This window comes from Alishewanella tabrizica (assembly GCF_014652375.1).
In the GTDB taxonomy this organism is placed as follows: domain Bacteria; phylum Pseudomonadota; class Gammaproteobacteria; order Enterobacterales; family Alteromonadaceae; genus Alishewanella; species Alishewanella tabrizica.
The window spans coordinates 41,189-59,308 of the sequence record NZ_BMYR01000005.1; the positions used below are offsets into that span (position 1 = coordinate 41,189).

Genomic DNA, 18,120 nt, shown 5'->3' on the forward strand with positions numbered 1-18,120 from the left:
AATGTCACTGTTATCCAAATTTCAGCGGCTTTACCATACAATTAAGCCACTACGTTTTGAACAGATCGCTTACAGGATCTACTACAAGGCGAAACCACTTCGAAAAATTAACGTAACGGTTAACGTTTCTAAACCTGCTGACTGGGAGTGGAGTGGTCCTGAAGTCATTAAACCTTCTTTCCTTGGAAATAACGAGGTGTGTTTCCTTAATCTGAAAGGAGTTGTTAACTCAGCAAAGGATTGGAACAATCAAGCTTTCGAAAAGCTTTGGCTGTATAACTTACACTATTTTGACGATTTAAATGCTCAAGACAGTAAGGCGCGTTTTAGCATTCAGTTGGAACTAGTCAAACGGTGGATAGCTGAAAACCCAGCCGTATTTGGTAATGGCTGGGAGGCTTATCCTTTATCGTTAAGATTAGTCAATTGGATTAAGTGGTATAACAGAGCTGGACTTAATATACCTGACATTATATGCAGTATTGAAGTGCAGGCGAATGCACTTAGTAAGCAGCTTGAATACCATATTTTAGGTAATCATTTATTCGCTAATGCTAAAGCTTTGGTGTTTGTTGGTTGTTTTTTGCAGGGGGATTCAGCGTCTAAATACCTTAAACTGGGATTAAAAATTCTTGAGCGGGAAATTCCTGAACAGTTTTTAGAAGACGGTGGACATTTTGAACTATCTCCGATGTACCACGGCATTTTATTGTGGGATTTATTGGATTTAATTAATCTGGCTGAGCTGACTGGTCGGTCTGAGTTAGCTGCAAAATTGCCGTGGTGGCGAAATGTTGCAATTAAAGCGCTTAATTGGCTCAGAATAATGCGCCACCCAGATGGTGAGGTCAGTTTTTTTAATGATAGCACAATGGGGATTGCAGCCACGCCTGAACAATTATTCAATTATGCTACCATTTTAGGGCTTGAGTTCGAGACGATGCCTTTACCTTTGCTGGTTACACTACCTGTTTCTGGTTATAGTCGGGTTTCGATGCCTGAACATACGCTACTCTTAGATCATGCTGCTGTAGGCCCTGATTATTTACCCGGCCATGCCCATGCTGACACTCTTAGCTTAGAATGGTCAGTTGAGTTAAATCGTGTGCTTGTGAACTCGGGTACTTCAATTTACGGAATAAGTGAAGAGAGATTACGGCAACGAAAGACGGCTGCGCATAATACTGTTGTAGTGGATGATGCTGATTCCTCCGAGGTATGGAGTGGTTTTCGAGTCGCTCGCCGTGCATATGCTAAACTTTTACATTCCAATCTTGATAAGGATAATGTGACACTTATCGCGTCTCATGATGGCTATAAAAGACTTAACGGTAAAGTGAATCATACTCGTCAAGTTACAGTAATGACCAAAAGTTTATCTGTTATTGATCGACTGCAAGGACGTTTTAACAACGCTCATATGTATTGGCATTTGCATCCAAATATCAAAGTGACACAAATAGCTCCTTGTGAGTTAAGTCTCACGCTTTTGTGTGGGAAGGTATTGAAAGTGAGTAGTAATGTGCCACTCCAAATATTGCCTTCAACTTGGCATCCTGGGTTTGGTGAAACAATCATGTCCAACAAGATAATTGCTGACTTTAGGGCAGATGAAGTAAAAATTATCTTTTCTATTATTTAGGAAGTCGATGTTGAAAGTTCTAGTACTCTCTTTTTATTACGAGCCAGATTTGTGTGCAGGCTCTTTCCGATGTACAGCTTTGGTTGAACAGTTAAAGCAACATGCCGGCGTTGGAATAGACGTTATAACTACATTGCCAAATCGTTATGCTTCTTTTTCTGCTTCGGCACCACAACATGAAATTAAAGAAAACGTTGAAATTCATCGAATTGCTCTACCATCGCATAGAAGCGGTATGTTAGATCAAATAAAAGCGTTCACAGCGTTTTACCGTCAAGCACTTAAACTAACACGAGACAAAAATTACGATGTGGTTTTTGCTACTTCTTCACGTTTGTTTACGGCACTTTTAGGTGCAAAAATAGCCTCTTCTAAAAATCTACCATTATATTTGGATATTAGAGATATCTTTGTAGATACTATTAAAGATGTCTTGCCCGCTAAAATAACTTGGCTAGTGAAGCCAGTTTTTTCCTTTTTTGAGTATTATGCTTTTAGTAAAGCAAAGCGAATTAATTTAGTTTCAAAAGGTTTTAAAGAATATTTTCATACTCGTTATCCTAATATTGAATATCGTTGGTTTACTAATGGCATAGATGATGAGTTCATTGCAGTGGCGCCGCAAATAAAAAAAGCGGTTAAAGTACATGATATTATAACCGTACTATATGCCGGCAATATGGGGGAAGGGCAAGGATTACATACTATATTGCCTGCATTAGCCAAACGATTAGAAGGAAAAGCTATCTTCAGGGTCATTGGTGATGGTGGACGAAAGCCGTTACTGTTACAAAAGTTAAATGGATTAAGTAATGTTGAGCTATTACCTCCGGTAAGTCGCAGTGAATTAATCCGCGAATATCAAAATGCCGATGTATTATTTTTACATTTGAATGACTATCCTGCTTTCAGAAAAGTATTACCTTCAAAAATATTTGAGTATGCTGCTTTAGGAAAACCAGTGTGGGCGGGGGTAGCGGGTTATGCCGAGAAATTTCTTGCAGAGGAAGTCATTAACAGTGCGGTGTTTTATCCAGGTGATGATCATGGCGCATTCATATGCTTTGATAGCTTGGCGTTAGGTGAAACGCCAAGGTTAGATTTTATTAATAAATTTTCGCGTAAGAAAATTATGGCTGAAATGGCCAGAGATATAGTGAGTGTTGTAAAACATGAAGCATGAAAAAACGCTTCTGATTACTGGCGCTACTGGCTTTGTTGGCGGGACTTTAGCGACGAAGCTGATTACAAAAGAACTCCGTTTGCTGAGTAGGCGTGATCCCTGCATCCCCAGAGGTCGATTTTATCAAGCAGAAATTTGTCCTTTAACCGATTATTCAACGGTTTTAAAAAATGTTGATGTTGTCGTTCATGCGGCAGCCCGTGTACATGTAATGGCTGACACTGCCAGCAATCCTCTTGAGGAGTACCTGGCAGTTAATGTGGCAGGTACATTAAATTTAGCCAAACAGGCGGCTCAAGCAGGTGTTAAACGTTTCGTATTCATAAGTAGTATCAAGGTTAATGGTGAGAGCACAGCATGTAATAAAAAGTTCAGCATGATTGATCAATCCCATGCCAGTGATGATTATGGGATATCAAAAGCGCAAGCTGAAGTAGCTCTTAGACAATTAGCTGCAGAATCTATGATGGAAGTAGTCATCATTCGACCGCCACTTGTCTATGGACCGAGTGTTAAAGCCAACTTTGCTGCAATGATGAATCTGGCTAAAAAAAATTTACCATTACCTCTTGGTGCTATCAATAACAAACGTAGTTTGGTCGCACTTGATAATTTGGTCGATTTAATTATTACCTGTATTGATCACCCTAAAGCAGCAAATCAGACTTTTTTGGTCAGTGACGATCATGATGTTTCAACGACTGAGTTGCTACAAATGATGACTCGTGCTGCTGGTAAAACACCGCGATTGTTACCAGTCCCCGTAAGTTGGCTTAAGTTCGCGGGTAAATTAATTGGTAAGCAAGCGGTAGTAGATAGACTGTGTGGAAATTTACAAGTCGATATCACCCACACAAAAGAAACTTTAAACTGGAGCCCCCCCATCTCAATGGAAGAGGGTATTCGTCGTTGTTTTGTAAAAGAGGATTTATGTTAATTCGGTTGTTGGATATTGTATTTGCTTTTTTCGGGTTACTTTTTGGTTTTCCCGTGTTAGTTATTTTGACGATTATTGGTTTATTTGAAACAGGTTCGCCTATTTTTAGGCAAGTTAGAGTGGGACGTAATAAAAAGGCTTTCACGTTAGTCAAATTTCGAACAATGAAAAAAGATACCGCCTCAGTTGCCAGTCATTTGGCCAGTGCGAGTGCTATTACACCTTTTGGTGGTTTTTTGCGTAAAACCAAGCTTGATGAATTGCCACAGCTTTGGAATGTATTATGCGGTGATATGAGCTTGGTTGGGCCACGACCGTGTTTGTTTAATCAAGAGGAACTGATTGCAGAACGTGAGCAACGGGGGGTTTTAAAGGCGCGCCCAGGAATTACGGGCTTAGCGCAAGTAAACGAAATTGATATGTCGACTCCAGTGTTACTGGCTCAAACGGATGCAAAAATGTTGGAAAATTTAACGTTAGCCAACTACTTTAAATATATTGTGCAAACGGTTGCAGGAAAGGGGAGTGGCGACAGAATTAAAAAATAGTCTGATTAGGAAAACGTTGAGGACACGCCCTACGCATTTTTTTGCAACACCGCCTGTTATTCTGCATCACGGTGCGGTGGATGGGGTAACCGGTTCTTGTCATGAGTATCAGCTTGCAGTCGATTACAGTATTTTAATTGATTGTGGTTTGTTTCAGGGTGATGAACAAGGTAATGGCTCTGCGTCTTTTCTGCCTATCCGTTTTCCCATTGAACAAATACAAGCGTTGATTGTTACCCATGTTCATATTGATCATGTTGGGCGCATTCCTTATTTGTTAGCTGCAGGTTTTACTGGGCCAATTTATTGCACTGAGGCCTCTGCTCACTTATTACCGCTAGTGCTAGAAGATGCCCTTAAAGTTGGCGTAACGCGTGATGAAGCCCTTATTCAAGGGTTTATCCGAACTGTAACAAAGCAAATTGTGCCATGTGCGTTTAAAACATGGTATCGCTTACCAGACTATCAAGGTAAGCCCGCGGGGCAGTTTAGATTGCAAAAAGCGGGACATATTTTAGGGTCTGCCTATGTTGAGATTAAGCATAAGCTCAACGGTAAATCTTTTATTACAGTTTTTTCTGGCGATTTAGGAGCACCGTATTCGCCTTTGTTAGTGGCACCAAAGCCGCCTTATGCTGCCGATGTGATTGTGCTTGAAAGTACCTATGGTGATAAATTGCATAGCCATCGACGAGAGCGCTTGGCGCGCTTAGAGCAAGTGTTGCTGCATGCACTCCAAGATAATGGCACGGTATTATTTCCAGCCTTTAGTATTGGTCGTACCCAAGAATTGTTGTACGAAATTGAAAGCCTTATTTTTAAATTAAAAGGGCAGCATATTCACCAGCATTTACGTTGGGATGCGTTAACGGTAATTGTCGATTCACCGCTAGCAGCAAAATTTAATGTTGCTTATAGTCAATTAAGTGCATGTTGGGATAATGAGGCTCGACATCGCTTAGCGGCAGGTCGGCATCCGCTTGATTTTACTCAATTGCATACCATTGATAGCCATGCAGAGCATCTGGCTGCAGTAAACCTATTAGCGAGTACGGGTAAACCGGCTATCGTTATAGCGGCTAGCGGCATGTGTGAGGGCGGGAGAGTGGTCAATTATTTAAAAGCGTTGTTAGGGTATGCTATCCATCAAGTGGTTTTTGTAGGCTATCAAGCGCGAGGTACCCTTGGTGCGGCTATACAACGTTTTGGCCCACAAAAAGGGTATGTCACCATTGATAATCAGCGTATTGATATTCATGCAGAAGTGATAACATTAAGTGGTTATTCAGCCCATGCTGATAAAAAAGGCTTAATTGCCTTCGCAAGTAAAGGTAAACGTGTGCCCTCTCAGGTGGTAATTGTGCATGGTGATGAGCCCGCTAAGTTGGCTTTACAGCTGGCGTTGGCACAGCAGGGTATTGAAGCAAAAATTGCCAATCACGTTAGTAAGTTATAGTTTGATGTAAGCCTTAACAGGCCAAGGTTAATAAACGAGGAATGTCATGTCGGGTTTAAAAATTGCGGTAGCCGGTACGGGGTATGTTGGTTTATCAAATGCGATGTTATTAGCACAACATAATACGGTAGTGGCGGTTGATATCGTACCTGCGAAAGTTGCATTACTGAATGACAAACGCTCGCCAATCGAAGATAAAGAGATCAGCGATTTTTTAGCTAATAAGCCTTTACACTTTACTGCGACGTTAAGTGCAGAAGAAGCCTATACCCATGCTGATTTTGTGATAATTTCTACACCAACAGATTATGATCCTGTTACCAATTATTTTAATACAAGCAGTGTAGAAGCGGTTATCAAAACAGTACTCAGTATCAACCCCAATGCTGTAATGGTGATTAAATCTACCGTTCCTGTTGGCTTTACGAAATCAGCTTGCGAAAAGTTTGGGATGCATAATCTTATTTTCTCGCCTGAGTTTCTTCGTGAGGGGCGTGCCTTATACGATAATTTGTACCCCTCGCGAATCATAGTCGGCGAGCAAAGTGAACGTGCAAAACAGTTTGCGGCGTTGTTGCAAGCGGGGGCGATTAAGCAAGATGTGCCGGTACTTTTTACGGATAGCACTGAAGCTGAAGCGATAAAATTGTTTTCGAATACCTATTTGGCACTGCGAGTTGCTTACTTTAATGAATTGGACAGTTATGCTGAGAGCCATGGTCTTAATTCTCGTCAAATTATCGAAGGGGTTGGCTTAGATCCGCGTATTGGTAATCATTACAATAATCCCAGCTTTGGTTATGGCGGTTATTGCTTACCTAAAGATACAAAACAGCTGTTAGCGAATTATAAAGATGTTCCGAATAATATTATTCAGGCTATTGTTGAAGCGAATCGCACTCGTAAAGACTATATTGCTGAAGCGATTATTAAACGCCAACCGAAGATTGTAGGCGTTTATCGTTTGGTGATGAAATCGGGTTCAGATAACTTCCGTGCTTCGGCCATTCAGGGCATTATGAAGCGTATTAAAGCCAAAGGTGTCGAAGTAATCGTGTTCGAACCTGAACTTAAAGAGTCACTGTTTTTCAATAGCCGTGTGATTACCGATTTAAACGAATTTAAACAATTATCAGATGTGATTATTGCTAATCGTCGCACCGATGCGTTAGCGGATGTAGAAGATAAAGTATATACCCGTGATTTGTTTGGTAGTGATTAACCGATTGGGTTAGTAAGCGTTTTTAGGCGGCCTGGTTGAGGTGAGTGTAATAAACTCGATAAGCTCCGCTGAGCTGTTAAGTTTGGGTTAATTTAAGCTGTATTATGTTGGGTTAATCAATGTTGTTTGTTGACTCTTTTGGTGAGAGTGGCTATTGTCGCGATTAATTTGATTCAGTGCTATACTTGACTTGTTTAGATACATCTCATCGAGGTTTAATCGATGGAAAATGGAGTGCATGATGGTTGCATGGTTGCTTGAGTTACCTAGAGCTTATAAACGATTAATTTCAGTTTTGCTCGATATTATCTTCTTAGTTCTGTCTGTTGTAGTGGCGTTTGTCTTAACGCAAAACGGTGAGCGTTCATCTGTATCGGAGATAACAGCTGCGTTTTTGATTACCTTGCCTGTTACTCTGTATATTTTTGTTCGTTTGGGGTTATATCGCGCTGTTATTCGCTATATAGGCCAGCATGCGCTAGGTGCCGTTCTTATTGGTATTTGTTCCAGTGCCGCTTTGCTCAGTGGTTTGTTCGTATTGTTTGATGTGCATGAAAAAACCAATCTAATTATCGTCTATTCTCTTATTGCATTGGTAACGTCTGGCGGTTTGCGTTTATTAGCACGTATGCTGCTGACCCAAGGCAACAACACCTCGAAAGTACCTGTGCTAATCTATGGCGCGGGTTCTTCAGGCCGGCAACTTGCTCAAGCTTTGATGAACGGGGAGCAGTATCACCCCGTTATGTTTGTAGACGATGATTTAACTTTACAGCGCTCAACTATCTTGGGCATTACTGTTGGATCGCCTGATCAAATTGGTTCAATTATTAAAAGCAAACAAGTCGGTCGTGTGCTACTTGCTATGCCATCTGCTACCCGTGCGCGTCGTCGAGAAGTACTTGAAAAGCTTGAAGACTTGCCTATTCCGGTATTGTCAATTCCAGGTATGAGTGATTTAGTTAATGGCAGTATGCGAATCGATGAGTTGCAAGATGTAAAAATTGAGGATTTACTTGGCAGAGATCCCGTTGCCCCTCGTGCTGAACTAATGAACGCGAACATTGCGGGTAAAGCCGTTATGGTGACTGGTGCTGGGGGATCTATTGGTTCTGAACTTTGCCGGCAAATATTGCAATGCAAACCCAATGTTCTTGTGTTATTTGAGCTTAGTGAGTTTGCTTTGTACGCGATTGAACAAGAACTTTCTGCACACGTTCGCGATTTCAATCTAGAGACACAAATTGTGCCTGTGATGGGCTCAGTGCAACGTTCTAACCGGTTAGAGTCCGTAATGCGCTCTTTCTCAATTAAAACGGTGTATCATGCAGCGGCTTATAAACACGTACCTTTGGTTGAGTATAATGTAGCTGAAGGTGTACGTAATAATGTTTTTGGCACTTGGTATACCGCTGATGCTGCAATAAAAGCGGGTGTTGAAACCTTCGTGTTAATTTCTACAGATAAAGCGGTTCGCCCAACCAATGTGATGGGGGCATCGAAACGTCTGGCCGAGCTGGTTTTGCAATCGTTAGCTGACAGGCAATCACGTACACGTTTTTGTATGGTGCGGTTTGGTAATGTTTTGGGCTCTTCTGGATCGGTTGTTCCCCTATTTCGTGAGCAAATTCGTAATGGCGGGCCTATTACGGTTACACACAAAGATATTATTCGCTATTTTATGACCATTCCTGAAGCGGCACAGCTAGTCATTCAAGCTGGTGCAATGGGCAAAGGTGGCGATGTGTTTGTTTTGGATATGGGTGAGCCAGTTAAAATTGCCGAACTTGCGAAACGCATGGTGCATTTAATGGGGTTAGAAATTAAAGACGAACAACATCCTGATGGCGATATTGAAATTCTTTTTACCGGTCTTCGTCCTGGTGAGAAATTGTACGAGGAATTACTGGTAGGTGACAATGTTCGCGCTACAGGACATCCGCGAATAATGGCTGCTGATGAAGCCTATTTAGATTGGCCACAAATGCATCATTTACTGAATAGATTAGATGATTGCTGTGAGCGTTTTGCAGTAGAAGAAATTATCGAGCTCATTCGCTCAGCACCAACACAGTTTAATTACAGCTGCGCGACCAGTGATTTAGTAGTGAATGCGGCGTGTGCCGTTGAAACCAAAGCACAGATGACGGCACTTTCTAGTGTAGAAAATGCCCGCCATTTGACATCAGTATTGAAAAGTGTTGAAGGTAAACAGCAAATTGCTTAGCGATATTTTGCTTGTTTTTTGTGCTGAATTTCTGATGCTAATATGAGCAAAGTAAATTGCTAACATAAGTTTAATGAGTTACTATAACACCCAAACGGGTTTAATTTAATGAGGGACGATGTATGAAGAAACTTGCTATCGCTGCTTTAGCTTTAAGCATGACAATGGGTGTTAATGCTCAAGAAGATGCAACTACTATGGGTTCTGCAGGAACTGGTGCAGCGAATTTAACTGCATTTGGTATTGCTGGTGCTGCTGCTATTGGTGTAACTGTTGCTGTTGCTGCGGCCATTATTTCTAATGCGCAAGCAGAAGGTGTATTACCTACTACGCCGCCAATAACGCCACCAGGTACAGTAACAACAACTACTCCACCGCAGTTTACTTTGGTGTGTAAGACGGGTGATGCTGCTCCTGTGGCCGGTGTATGTACTACAACTAGCTCAACCGTTACTGTAACAGGAACGGGCACAGCAACAAGCACTATCACTGTGCCAGTTGTTATTACTTACCCAGCTATCGTTACGCGCGTTTAATGTGATTTTTTACGAAAACCGCCTTTAATAGGCGGTTTTTTTTTGATTCGTTGGTTACACGATCTGTGTTATGAACAAGGATCTGCTGCATTTATGATTTTTTCTAAAAATCTTTTTCTATTGTGTTTAGTTGCTTTATTAACTGGCTGTGCAGGAACATACAGAACCTATGCTGAAATGTTTGAGCTGGCTTTTACCCCTGCAACAGGTGCCGCACTACCTTTTTCTGAATTAACTGCCCCTAATCCCGATTATCTTTATGTTAGATTGGGCGATCAGCCGCGTGCGGTGATGGGCCTCTTATTTATTGAACAAGCGCAGTTTAAATGGACATCTGCTAACAATATCGTCCTTGTTACTGAGCAGGGCCGAATTGTGCGTAGCCTTGGTTTACCGAACGATTTGCTACACACCAGTAACCGGACTGCCGATCCCATTAAAGCAAAGCGCTTTGATAATAGTGAGTGGACACGCCAGTTAGATTGGTCTGCCGGCGAATTTGGTTATACCGTTACCTCTACTTTTACTGAGCAAGCAAATGAAACGCTTACCTTTTTCGGTCAGCAAATCAATGCTAAAAAAGTCATTGAAACCTTACGTTATGATAATCCTACGGCCTATTTACGATTTGATGGCGCTTGGCAAAATATTTTTTGGTACGACGAAACTTCAGGTAAGCTTTTACAAAGCCAACAGCAATTAGCCCCGGGCACGCCAGCCTATGAAATTATTTTTATAAGTGAAATAGCACGGCAATTACAGCAGTCTGGTGTGCAAATTGCGGGAGATGCAATATGAAACGAACAGTATTAGGGCTAAAGGGCATTCTGTTATCTCTGTTATTAGGTTCAAGTTCAGCTTGGTCAGCGGTACAGTTGACAATAAACAAGCAAGATTTTTCTTATGAGCAAGCGCCTCGTTTGGCTGAGGTTTTGGCGCCAGTAGCGCTAACGTCAGAGTGGTATTGGCCAGCAAGTAGAGTGTTTAGAGTCAACACGCAAGCTCCAACAACTGGATCCGATACTGATACCACGCCAGTTAAAACAGCTGAGCAAGTGCAGGTAATTACGTTTTTGCAACAGCTGGCGTTGGAGACGAATGCTAAAGAGCGTGCAATTTTTGTCGATTTCGCAAAATATGTTGCCAGTTGGCGAATAGCACAGCGTATTGCAATACCAGTTGATTATGATCTGGCTCGTGCTAATCCCCAATTTAATCCCCGGCTTGAGCCTGGTCACTACATCCTAAATATTGAAGCACGACCCGATTATGTTTTATTGATGGGGGCAGTAACGGCAACAACAATACTGCGTCATCAAGCTGTTTTGTCTATTCAAGATTATCCGTTAGCGTCACATTTACTTGATAATGCAGATCGTTCAAAAGTTTATATTATTCAACCTGATGGCAAAATTGTTGAGGCAGGAAAGCAAAACTGGAACGCCGGTCACGTAGAGGTGATGCCAGGGTCTGTCATATTTGTGCCTTTTGCAACAGGGGTGTTCTCTTCTAAGTTAGCAGAGCTAAATAGGCTGTTGTTAGCGCTAGTGGTAAATAGGGTTTATTGATGTTAAAGAAAATGCCTTTTTTTAAGCTTTCAACGTTAGCGTTGCTCTGTATGCCAGCGGCTGCACAAGAGGCAACAACGTGGCAGTTGCCTAGGTCAGGCGCTTCTCAAGCTATTCATGGTGGGGTGGGTTTATTACAAACCCCTACAGCGCGTATGGCCGATTATGGTGATATCTCGTTTAATTATACTGACAATGAAGAGTATCGTTTTTGGACGGTCAGCATTCAATTATTTCCTTGGCTAGAGACAACTGCGCGTTATACCGATGTTAGAACTCAACTATACAGTGACTCTCCGGGATTTAGTGGTGATCAAACGCTAAAAGATAAAGGCTTAGATGTAAAACTTCGTCTTTGGCAAGAGAGCCAATATTTACCTGAAGTGGCCGTAGGCTTGCGTGATTTTGGTGGTACGGGTTTATTTGAAAGTGAGTTTGTTACCTTTAGTAAGCGTTTAGGCGATTTTGATTTTCACCTTGGCATGGGGTGGGGTTACTTGGGTACCGCCGGTAATACGCAAAATCCGTTTTGTGAGATCGGCGACAGTTTCTGTAATCGTCCGGGTGGCTTTAGCCAAGGCGGCGGTAAAATTGAATATAAAAAGTTTTTTAAAGGACCTGCGTCGTTGTTTGGTGGGATAGCCTATCAAACACCTTGGCAACCTCTTAGTCTAAAACTAGAGTATGAAGGGAATAATTATTCACGAGATAAGGCCGGTGATTTACCGCAAGATAGTCGCTGGAATATTGGTGCGGTGTACCAGCTTAATAATCTTACCTTCGATTTAAATTATCAACGCGGTAATACTTTGGGTTTTGGTATGCATTATAAGTTTAATATGCATACTATTGTGCAGCCGCAGATTAAACCGGCACAGATCCCCGTTTCTGCGGAGAGGCAACCACAAAATAGCGGTATGGATTTTAATAATGTGGTGCGTGATTTGTACTTCAACGCTGGTTTTGTCCCCAGTGCTATTCGTTTGATGGATGATCAATTTATCGTGCATGGGCGCGCCATCAGTTACCGTGATGACGAAGAAGCCACCGAGCGCACAGCCAGATCAATAATTGCACACTTACCGGCTAATATTAAAACTGTGCGTGTCGTGGAGTACCGCGGTACTTTACCGATGGTTGAGAAAGTGATTAACGTAGACGATTTTGTTGCTGCGGCAAATCATGAAGTATTACAGCCTGATATACGTTCAACCTATGTTCGGCAGCAGCCAGATCCAGAGGCGATGACGCTGATGGATATACCGGATGCAAAAGGGTTTTATACTGGTGCAGAAACGTTTTGGGTACAGTCGTTTGGAAATCCTGAAACCTTCTTTATGTATCAGGGCGGGTTATATTTAGGTGCAGGCTATCGCTTTAATAATAACTTCAGCATTAACTCAACGGCGAAATTGACCTTATTAGAAAACTTTGATGAGTTTAACTTTAAAGTGGATGCGTTAGATTCGACGTTACCCCGTGTGCGTACGTTTGTGCGTGAATATGTAACTCGCAGTAAGCTTGGTGTTGAAAACTTATATGGCAGTTGGCAAGACGAAATTGCACCATCGTTTTTTGCACAGGCGTATGGTGGGTATTTAGAAACCATGTTTGGTGGTATTGGTACTGAAGTGTTATACCGCCCAGTGGATAGCAATTTTGCCGTTGGTTTTGACCTAAACTATGTGAAACAACGTTCATTTGAGGATGATTTTAGCTTCTTCGATTACAATGTGCTGACGGGCCATGTGAACGTATATTGGCAGCCTGAGTTTTTGCCAGATACACGCCTAACCTTTAATATCGGCCGCTTTTTGGCCAAGGATATTGGCGTGAATTTTGATTTTGCTAAGCGTTTTGATAGTGGCATGATTGTAGGTGCCTATGCAGCCATTACCGATGCATCGGCAGCGGATTATGGCGAGGGTAGCTTTACTAAAGGCTTCTATATCTCGATTCCGTTCGATTTATTCTCGTTGAAGCCGGCGAAAGGTCGTGGTCGATTACCATGGGTACCAATTGGTCGTGATGGAGGTCAACCGCTGAATCGCCCAATCAAGTTGATTGATGCAACCGAGAGCCGTTCTCCGTTCTATGACTAAGGGCTAGCTGATTATTCAGCGAGGCACTAATCCTAAGCGCTACACATTGCGTATTGCTTTACACAATGTGCAGCGCTTACGTTATGCATAAAACAGTGTATTTAGATGTTTTACCGCATAAGTTTGGTACGAACGATAGGTTAGCTACACAACTCTGGTTTGTGTGTTTACAAAAGCTTTATGTAGTAGGGTGGTTTAAATGATTTATTTTAATAGCCAAAGTATTCCAGAGCTTCAGGGCTTAAATTTTTCACAGCGCATGCAGGTGGTACGAATGGCCGCTGATAAGTTGGCTGTTCCAGTGAAAATTTCGTTAAATGTGTTGAAGTTAGCTATTTTGTCGGTGTTATTTATAATGGTTGCGCGCGCCGAGGGCTGGGCTATTGTTGGCTATGCGCTAGTATTGATTGTGGCGTATCCGTTAATTACGCGGCCTATTACTTTCTTTTTATGCCGTGATCAGTTCGCTAAAATACGTCGACAGCAGTTTCCTGAACAACAATAACCTTTGTTGCGTTTCACTTATATCGACTCATCAAGCGTAGCGTCAAGTACATAATTTACTTAACATATTTACACTACGTATGCACGCGACTTGAACAGACGACTTAGCCATACGACTTAGCCGCACGACATAGTCATGCGACTTGTCTACACGACTCCAGTAAGGTTCCAGAGTCGTGTGATAATTCATGTGGATAAGTTATGTCGATAAGTTATCCGGATAAGCTTGATTGGGCTAGGCTAAGCCGTGCTGCTTCATCAATTGCTCAAGTTCGGGTAAGCAAGCCGGATCGTCGATGGTTGAGGGGATTTGATAGTTTTCTCCTTCACCGATTTGCCGTAGCAGTTTGCGCAAAATTTTGCCCGAGCGCGTTTTGGGCAGGCGAGGGACGACCAGCGCGCGCTTAAAGCAGGCGACTGCGCCAATTTCTTGCCTGACCAATGCCACTAATTCGTTTTGAATGATGCTTGCGTCGGTGGTTATACCGTTTTTAAGTAGCACAAAGCCGACGGGTTGCTGGCCTTTTAGCTCGTCGGGTAAACCGATAACACAGCATTCTGCTACGGCGGGGTGCGAAGCGATGATCTCTTCCATTTCCCCAGTAGATAAGCGATGCCCTGCAACGTTAATAACGTCATCCGTGCGGCCCATCACAAATAGATAGCCATCTTCATCAAGATAGCCGCCATCCCCACTGCTGTAATAGCCTGGAAATTGATTTAGATACCCCGAAGTATAGCGCTCGGCGTTGCCCCAAATAGTGCTTAAGCAGCCTGGCGGTAAAGGCAGCTTAATGGCAATATTCCCTTGTTGGTTTGCCCCCAGAGGCTGGCCATTTTCATCAAGAATTTGCACATGATAGCCAGGCACTGGCCGGGTGGCAGAACCCGGTTTGGCCGGTAATAATTCAACACCGGCTAAATTGGCGCAAATGGCCCAGCCGGTTTCGGTTTGCCACCAGTGATCAATTACCGGTTTACCTGATACCTCGCACGCCCAGTGATAGGTTGGCGGATCTAAACGTTCGCCCGCCATAAAAATGGTATCCAGTTTAGACAGATCATACTGTTTCATTAAATCGGCGTGGGGATCTTCTTTACGAATGGCCCGAAAGGCCGTGGGCGCGGCAAAAATGGCTTTAACCCCGTATTCAGCACACACTCGCCAAAACGCCCCAGCATCAGGCGTAAAAATAGGCTTGCCTTCATACAGAATAGAGGTTGCTCCGGCTAATAGCGGGCCGTAAACGATGTAAGAGTGGCCAACCACCCAGCCGACGTCGGATGCGGCCCAAAACACTTCACCAGGCTTAATATTGTAGATTGCTTGCATACTGTAATGCAGGGCAACCGCATGGCCGCCATTATCACGTACTACCCCTTTGGGTTTGCCGGTGGTGCCTGAGGTGTAAAGGATATACAGCGGATCGGTACTCTTTACTGGCACCGGCTCAGCGGGTGTTGCATCTTGCATCGCCGTGTGCCAGTCGATATCGCGATCGGCCAGCATAGTTGCCTGATGTTGTGGACGCTGAAAAATAATGCAGCTGTCTGGCTTATGTTGTGCTTTTTCAATGGCGCTGTCTAAAAGCGGTTTGTAGCTGATGACACGATTGACTTCGATGCCACAGGAAGCGCTAACCACCACTTTAGGTGTAGCATCGTCGATTCTCACGGCCAGCTCATGCGGGGCAAAGCCACCAAACACCACAGAGTGAACTGCGCCTAAACGGGCACTGGCTAGCATGGCAATGGCTGCTTCGGGGATCATTGGCATATAAATAACAACCCGATCGCCTTTATTTACGCCTTGAGCTTTTAACACACCGGCAAATTTAGCCACTTCGTCACGCAGTTCAGTATAGCTGTATCGCCGTTTTGTTTGTGTTACGGGCGAGTCATAGATCAGGGCAGTTTGTTCACCACGGCCTTGTTCGATATGGTAGTCTAATGCAAGATAGCTTGTGTTAAGTTCGCCATCGCTAAACCATTGATAAAATCCATTTTGCTGGCTGATGATGGCGGTAGGTTTTTTATACCAAGCTAATTTAGCGGCTTTGTTAGCCCAAAACGTGGCGCTATCGTCTACAGACGCCTGATATTCTTGTAGGTAAGACATGTCGATAATCCTTAAGGACGTTATGGTTATGCCTGCACTGTACAGAATTTACACCGAAATAAAACTAGACTTAAGGCTAATGTGTAAAAGTGCGCAATTCATTCAAGGGCTTAACTAGCGCAATTGGGCATTAGCAAGTACACTTTGATATAACGTGTGAAGCAGGGGTAGTACATTGAGCAGCATGCAAGATGATAGCGTCGCATTTTTTCAACTGGTTGCGGCCATCTCTGCCGATTTTGCCATGTGTGCTGCCAGTGAGGTTGATGCCGTTATCAACGACGCCTTAGCGCGCATTGGGACCTTTTATTGTTCTGATCGTAGTTATATCTTTCTCTTTAGCCCCGATTTAGCCACCGCCAGTAACACGCACGAGTGGTGTGCTGCTGGGGTGCCGCCACAACAAGCGAATTTACAAAATTTATCGTCGGCAGAATTAGGGCATTGGTTTGCCACTTGGCAAGTTGGTAACAGTACGGTAATTACCGATGTTGCAGCGTTAAACCATGCGTCGCACGAGTATCAATTATTAGCGAGCCAAGGGATTAAATCGTTGTTGATGATCCCATTGCGCAGTAACTCGCGCTTAATTGGCATGTTTGGTATTGATATGGTGTCGAAGATTCAACAATGGCCTGATGCAGAGATCGCTGGGTTAACGTTAATTGCAGGCAATATTTGTGGGGCCTTATTACGTAAGCAGGCAGAAGTTAAAGCCGAAAGTTTGGCGTTTTACGATCCGGTAACCGGTTTGGCCAATCGGCATTTAATGTTAGATCGGATCCAGCAAGCCCAATTGCAAAGCAATCGTAATCAGTTTTATGTGGCATTGCTGTTTATTGATGTGGATGATTTTAAAACGCTAAACGATAGTTTGGGTTTTAGCAAAGGCGATGAAGTATTAAAACTGATTGGCCAAGCGTTGCAATCGGTATTACCGCAAGGCGATACCATAGGGCGCTTTAGTGCCGATGAATTTTTAGTGCTAAGCGAAATGTTTACGTCAGAACGCTGCAAAGCGGTGCAAGCTGTAACAGACATTGCGGCGCGTTTTCAGCATGCTATTTTGGATTGTCCAAACTTAACAGCGATCCGTGCCAAAAATACCATCAGCATTGGTTGCACCTTATTTATTGGCGGGCAGCAAGACACCAATGCGCTGATCACACAAGCCGATTTGGCCATGTATCAAGTGAAGCAAGCGGGCGGCGATGCGTTAAGTTTTTTCGATATGGAACTGCAACATCAAGCAGATCGGCGTTTGATTTTAGCGCATGAATTGCGTCGGGCGCTAAACGAAAACCAATTTGAATTATTTTATCAACCGCAGTTGGTGCATCCTGGTTTAGTGTTAGGGGCTGAAGTGTTATTACGCTGGCGTCATCCTGAGCACGGATTACTGGGGCCAGATGCCTTTATTAAGTTTGCTGAAGAAACTGGGCTGATTGTAGAAATTGGCGAGTATGTGCTGCTACATGCTTGCAAACAATTGGCTATTTGGCAGCACTCTCCTGGCGCTGCCCGTTTAGAGTTATCGGTTAATATTAGCGCTAAGCAATTAAAACAACGTAATTTTTCAGAGCGTGTTCTGGATATTTTGCAGCAGACCAATATTGATCCGTCGGTATTAAAGCTGGAATTAACCGAAAGTATGCTGGTAGAAGATTTTGATAATGTCGTCACCATTATGCAGGTGTTGCAGGCCAAAGGGATCCGTTTTGCTTTAGATGACTTTGGTACTGGGTATTCTTCGCTGGTGTATTTAAAACGTTTGCCATTGTATCAATTGAAAGTTGATCGTAGTTTTGTTGCAGATTTACTCACAGATGAGAATGATCAGGCCATCGCGCGGATGATTATTTTATTAGGCCAAACCTTGGGGTTAGAGGTAATGGCCGAAGGCGTAGAATCGGTAGAGCAGCTGAAAACCTTGTTGCATATGGGCTGTTATCATTATCAGGGATACTACTTTTCGAAACCCTTACCTTTAAACGAATTTGAAGCCTATGTCGCTAAAGTGAGTGGTGCTTTTTTAGCACCCTAACTAGCCGTTCTTCAATAGCCGTTCTTAACTAG

At 43.1% G+C, this 18,120-nt stretch carries 14 protein-coding genes; 13 read left to right on the forward strand and 1 reads right to left on the reverse strand.

Annotation, left to right across the window (positions count from 1 at the left end; genetic code table 11):
- Position 1 precedes the first annotated feature (1 nt).
- The 12 genes from IE070_RS06945 to IE070_RS07000 all read left to right on the forward strand — a co-directional run bounded on the left by IE070_RS06945 (position 2) and on the right by IE070_RS07000 (position 13,926).
- Positions 2–1,642 carry a heparinase II/III family protein gene (locus tag IE070_RS06945; RefSeq protein WP_189481848.1) on the forward strand — a complete coding sequence of 547 codons (1,641 nt, stop codon included), beginning with the start codon at positions 2–4 and terminating at the stop codon, positions 1,640–1,642.
- Positions 1,643–1,649: 7 nt separating this feature from the next.
- Positions 1,650–2,825: a glycosyltransferase family 4 protein gene (locus tag IE070_RS06950; RefSeq protein WP_229796969.1), complete on the forward strand. Its 1,176-nt coding sequence runs from the start codon at positions 1,650–1,652 to the stop codon at positions 2,823–2,825.
- Complete coding sequence (locus IE070_RS06955) at positions 2,815–3,762, forward strand: UDP-glucose 4-epimerase family protein (RefSeq protein WP_189481850.1); 948 nt, start codon at positions 2,815–2,817, stop codon at positions 3,760–3,762. Before IE070_RS06950 ends, IE070_RS06955 begins: the two co-directional genes overlap by 11 nt.
- Complete coding sequence (locus IE070_RS06960) at positions 3,756–4,310, forward strand: sugar transferase (protein WP_189481852.1); 555 nt, start codon at positions 3,756–3,758, stop codon at positions 4,308–4,310. The genes IE070_RS06955 and IE070_RS06960 overlap by 7 nt, the downstream gene beginning before the upstream one ends.
- A 16-nt stretch (positions 4,311–4,326) precedes the next feature.
- Complete coding sequence (locus IE070_RS06965) at positions 4,327–5,766, forward strand: MBL fold metallo-hydrolase (RefSeq protein ID WP_189482205.1); 1,440 nt, start codon at positions 4,327–4,329, stop codon at positions 5,764–5,766.
- 46 nt (positions 5,767–5,812) lie between these two features.
- Positions 5,813–6,988, forward strand: a complete 1,176-nt coding sequence (locus IE070_RS06970; RefSeq protein ID WP_189481855.1) for a nucleotide sugar dehydrogenase — start codon at positions 5,813–5,815, stop codon at positions 6,986–6,988.
- A 241-nt stretch (positions 6,989–7,229) separates the two neighbouring features.
- Complete coding sequence (locus tag IE070_RS06975; protein ID WP_189482207.1) at positions 7,230–9,215, forward strand: polysaccharide biosynthesis protein; 1,986 nt, start codon at positions 7,230–7,232, stop codon at positions 9,213–9,215.
- Between the two features lie 122 nt (positions 9,216–9,337).
- Complete coding sequence (locus tag IE070_RS06980) at positions 9,338–9,751, forward strand: hypothetical protein (RefSeq protein ID WP_189481857.1); 414 nt, start codon at positions 9,338–9,340, stop codon at positions 9,749–9,751.
- Between the two features lie 93 nt (positions 9,752–9,844).
- Positions 9,845–10,549: a YjbF family lipoprotein gene (locus IE070_RS06985; RefSeq protein ID WP_189481858.1), complete on the forward strand. Its 705-nt coding sequence runs from the start codon at positions 9,845–9,847 to the stop codon at positions 10,547–10,549.
- Complete coding sequence (locus IE070_RS06990; RefSeq protein ID WP_189481860.1) at positions 10,546–11,319, forward strand: capsule biosynthesis GfcC family protein; 774 nt, start codon at positions 10,546–10,548, stop codon at positions 11,317–11,319. Before IE070_RS06985 ends, IE070_RS06990 begins: the two co-directional genes overlap by 4 nt.
- The gene (locus IE070_RS06995) at positions 11,319–13,421 is read left to right on the forward strand and encodes a YjbH domain-containing protein (protein WP_189481862.1); all 2,103 of its coding nucleotides are present in this window, start codon (positions 11,319–11,321) and stop codon (positions 13,419–13,421) included. Before IE070_RS06990 ends, IE070_RS06995 begins: the two co-directional genes overlap by 1 nt.
- Before the next feature lie 199 nt (positions 13,422–13,620).
- Positions 13,621–13,926 carry a DUF6170 family protein gene (locus IE070_RS07000; RefSeq protein ID WP_189481864.1) on the forward strand — a complete coding sequence of 102 codons (306 nt, stop codon included), beginning with the start codon at positions 13,621–13,623 and terminating at the stop codon, positions 13,924–13,926.
- A gap of 234 nt (positions 13,927–14,160) precedes the next feature.
- Here the strand turns inward: IE070_RS07000 and IE070_RS07005 are convergent, their stop codons facing one another.
- The gene (locus IE070_RS07005; RefSeq protein ID WP_189481865.1) at positions 14,161–16,044 is read right to left on the reverse strand and encodes a propionyl-CoA synthetase; all 1,884 of its coding nucleotides are present in this window, start codon (positions 16,042–16,044) and stop codon (positions 14,161–14,163) included.
- Between the two features lie 184 nt (positions 16,045–16,228).
- Here IE070_RS07005 and IE070_RS07010 point away from each other — a divergent pair, with 184 nt between their 5' ends.
- A complete protein-coding gene (locus IE070_RS07010) occupies positions 16,229–18,088 on the forward strand; it encodes a sensor domain-containing phosphodiesterase (RefSeq protein WP_189481868.1) in 1,860 nt (619 codons plus the stop codon).
- Positions 18,089–18,120 lie beyond the last annotated feature (32 nt).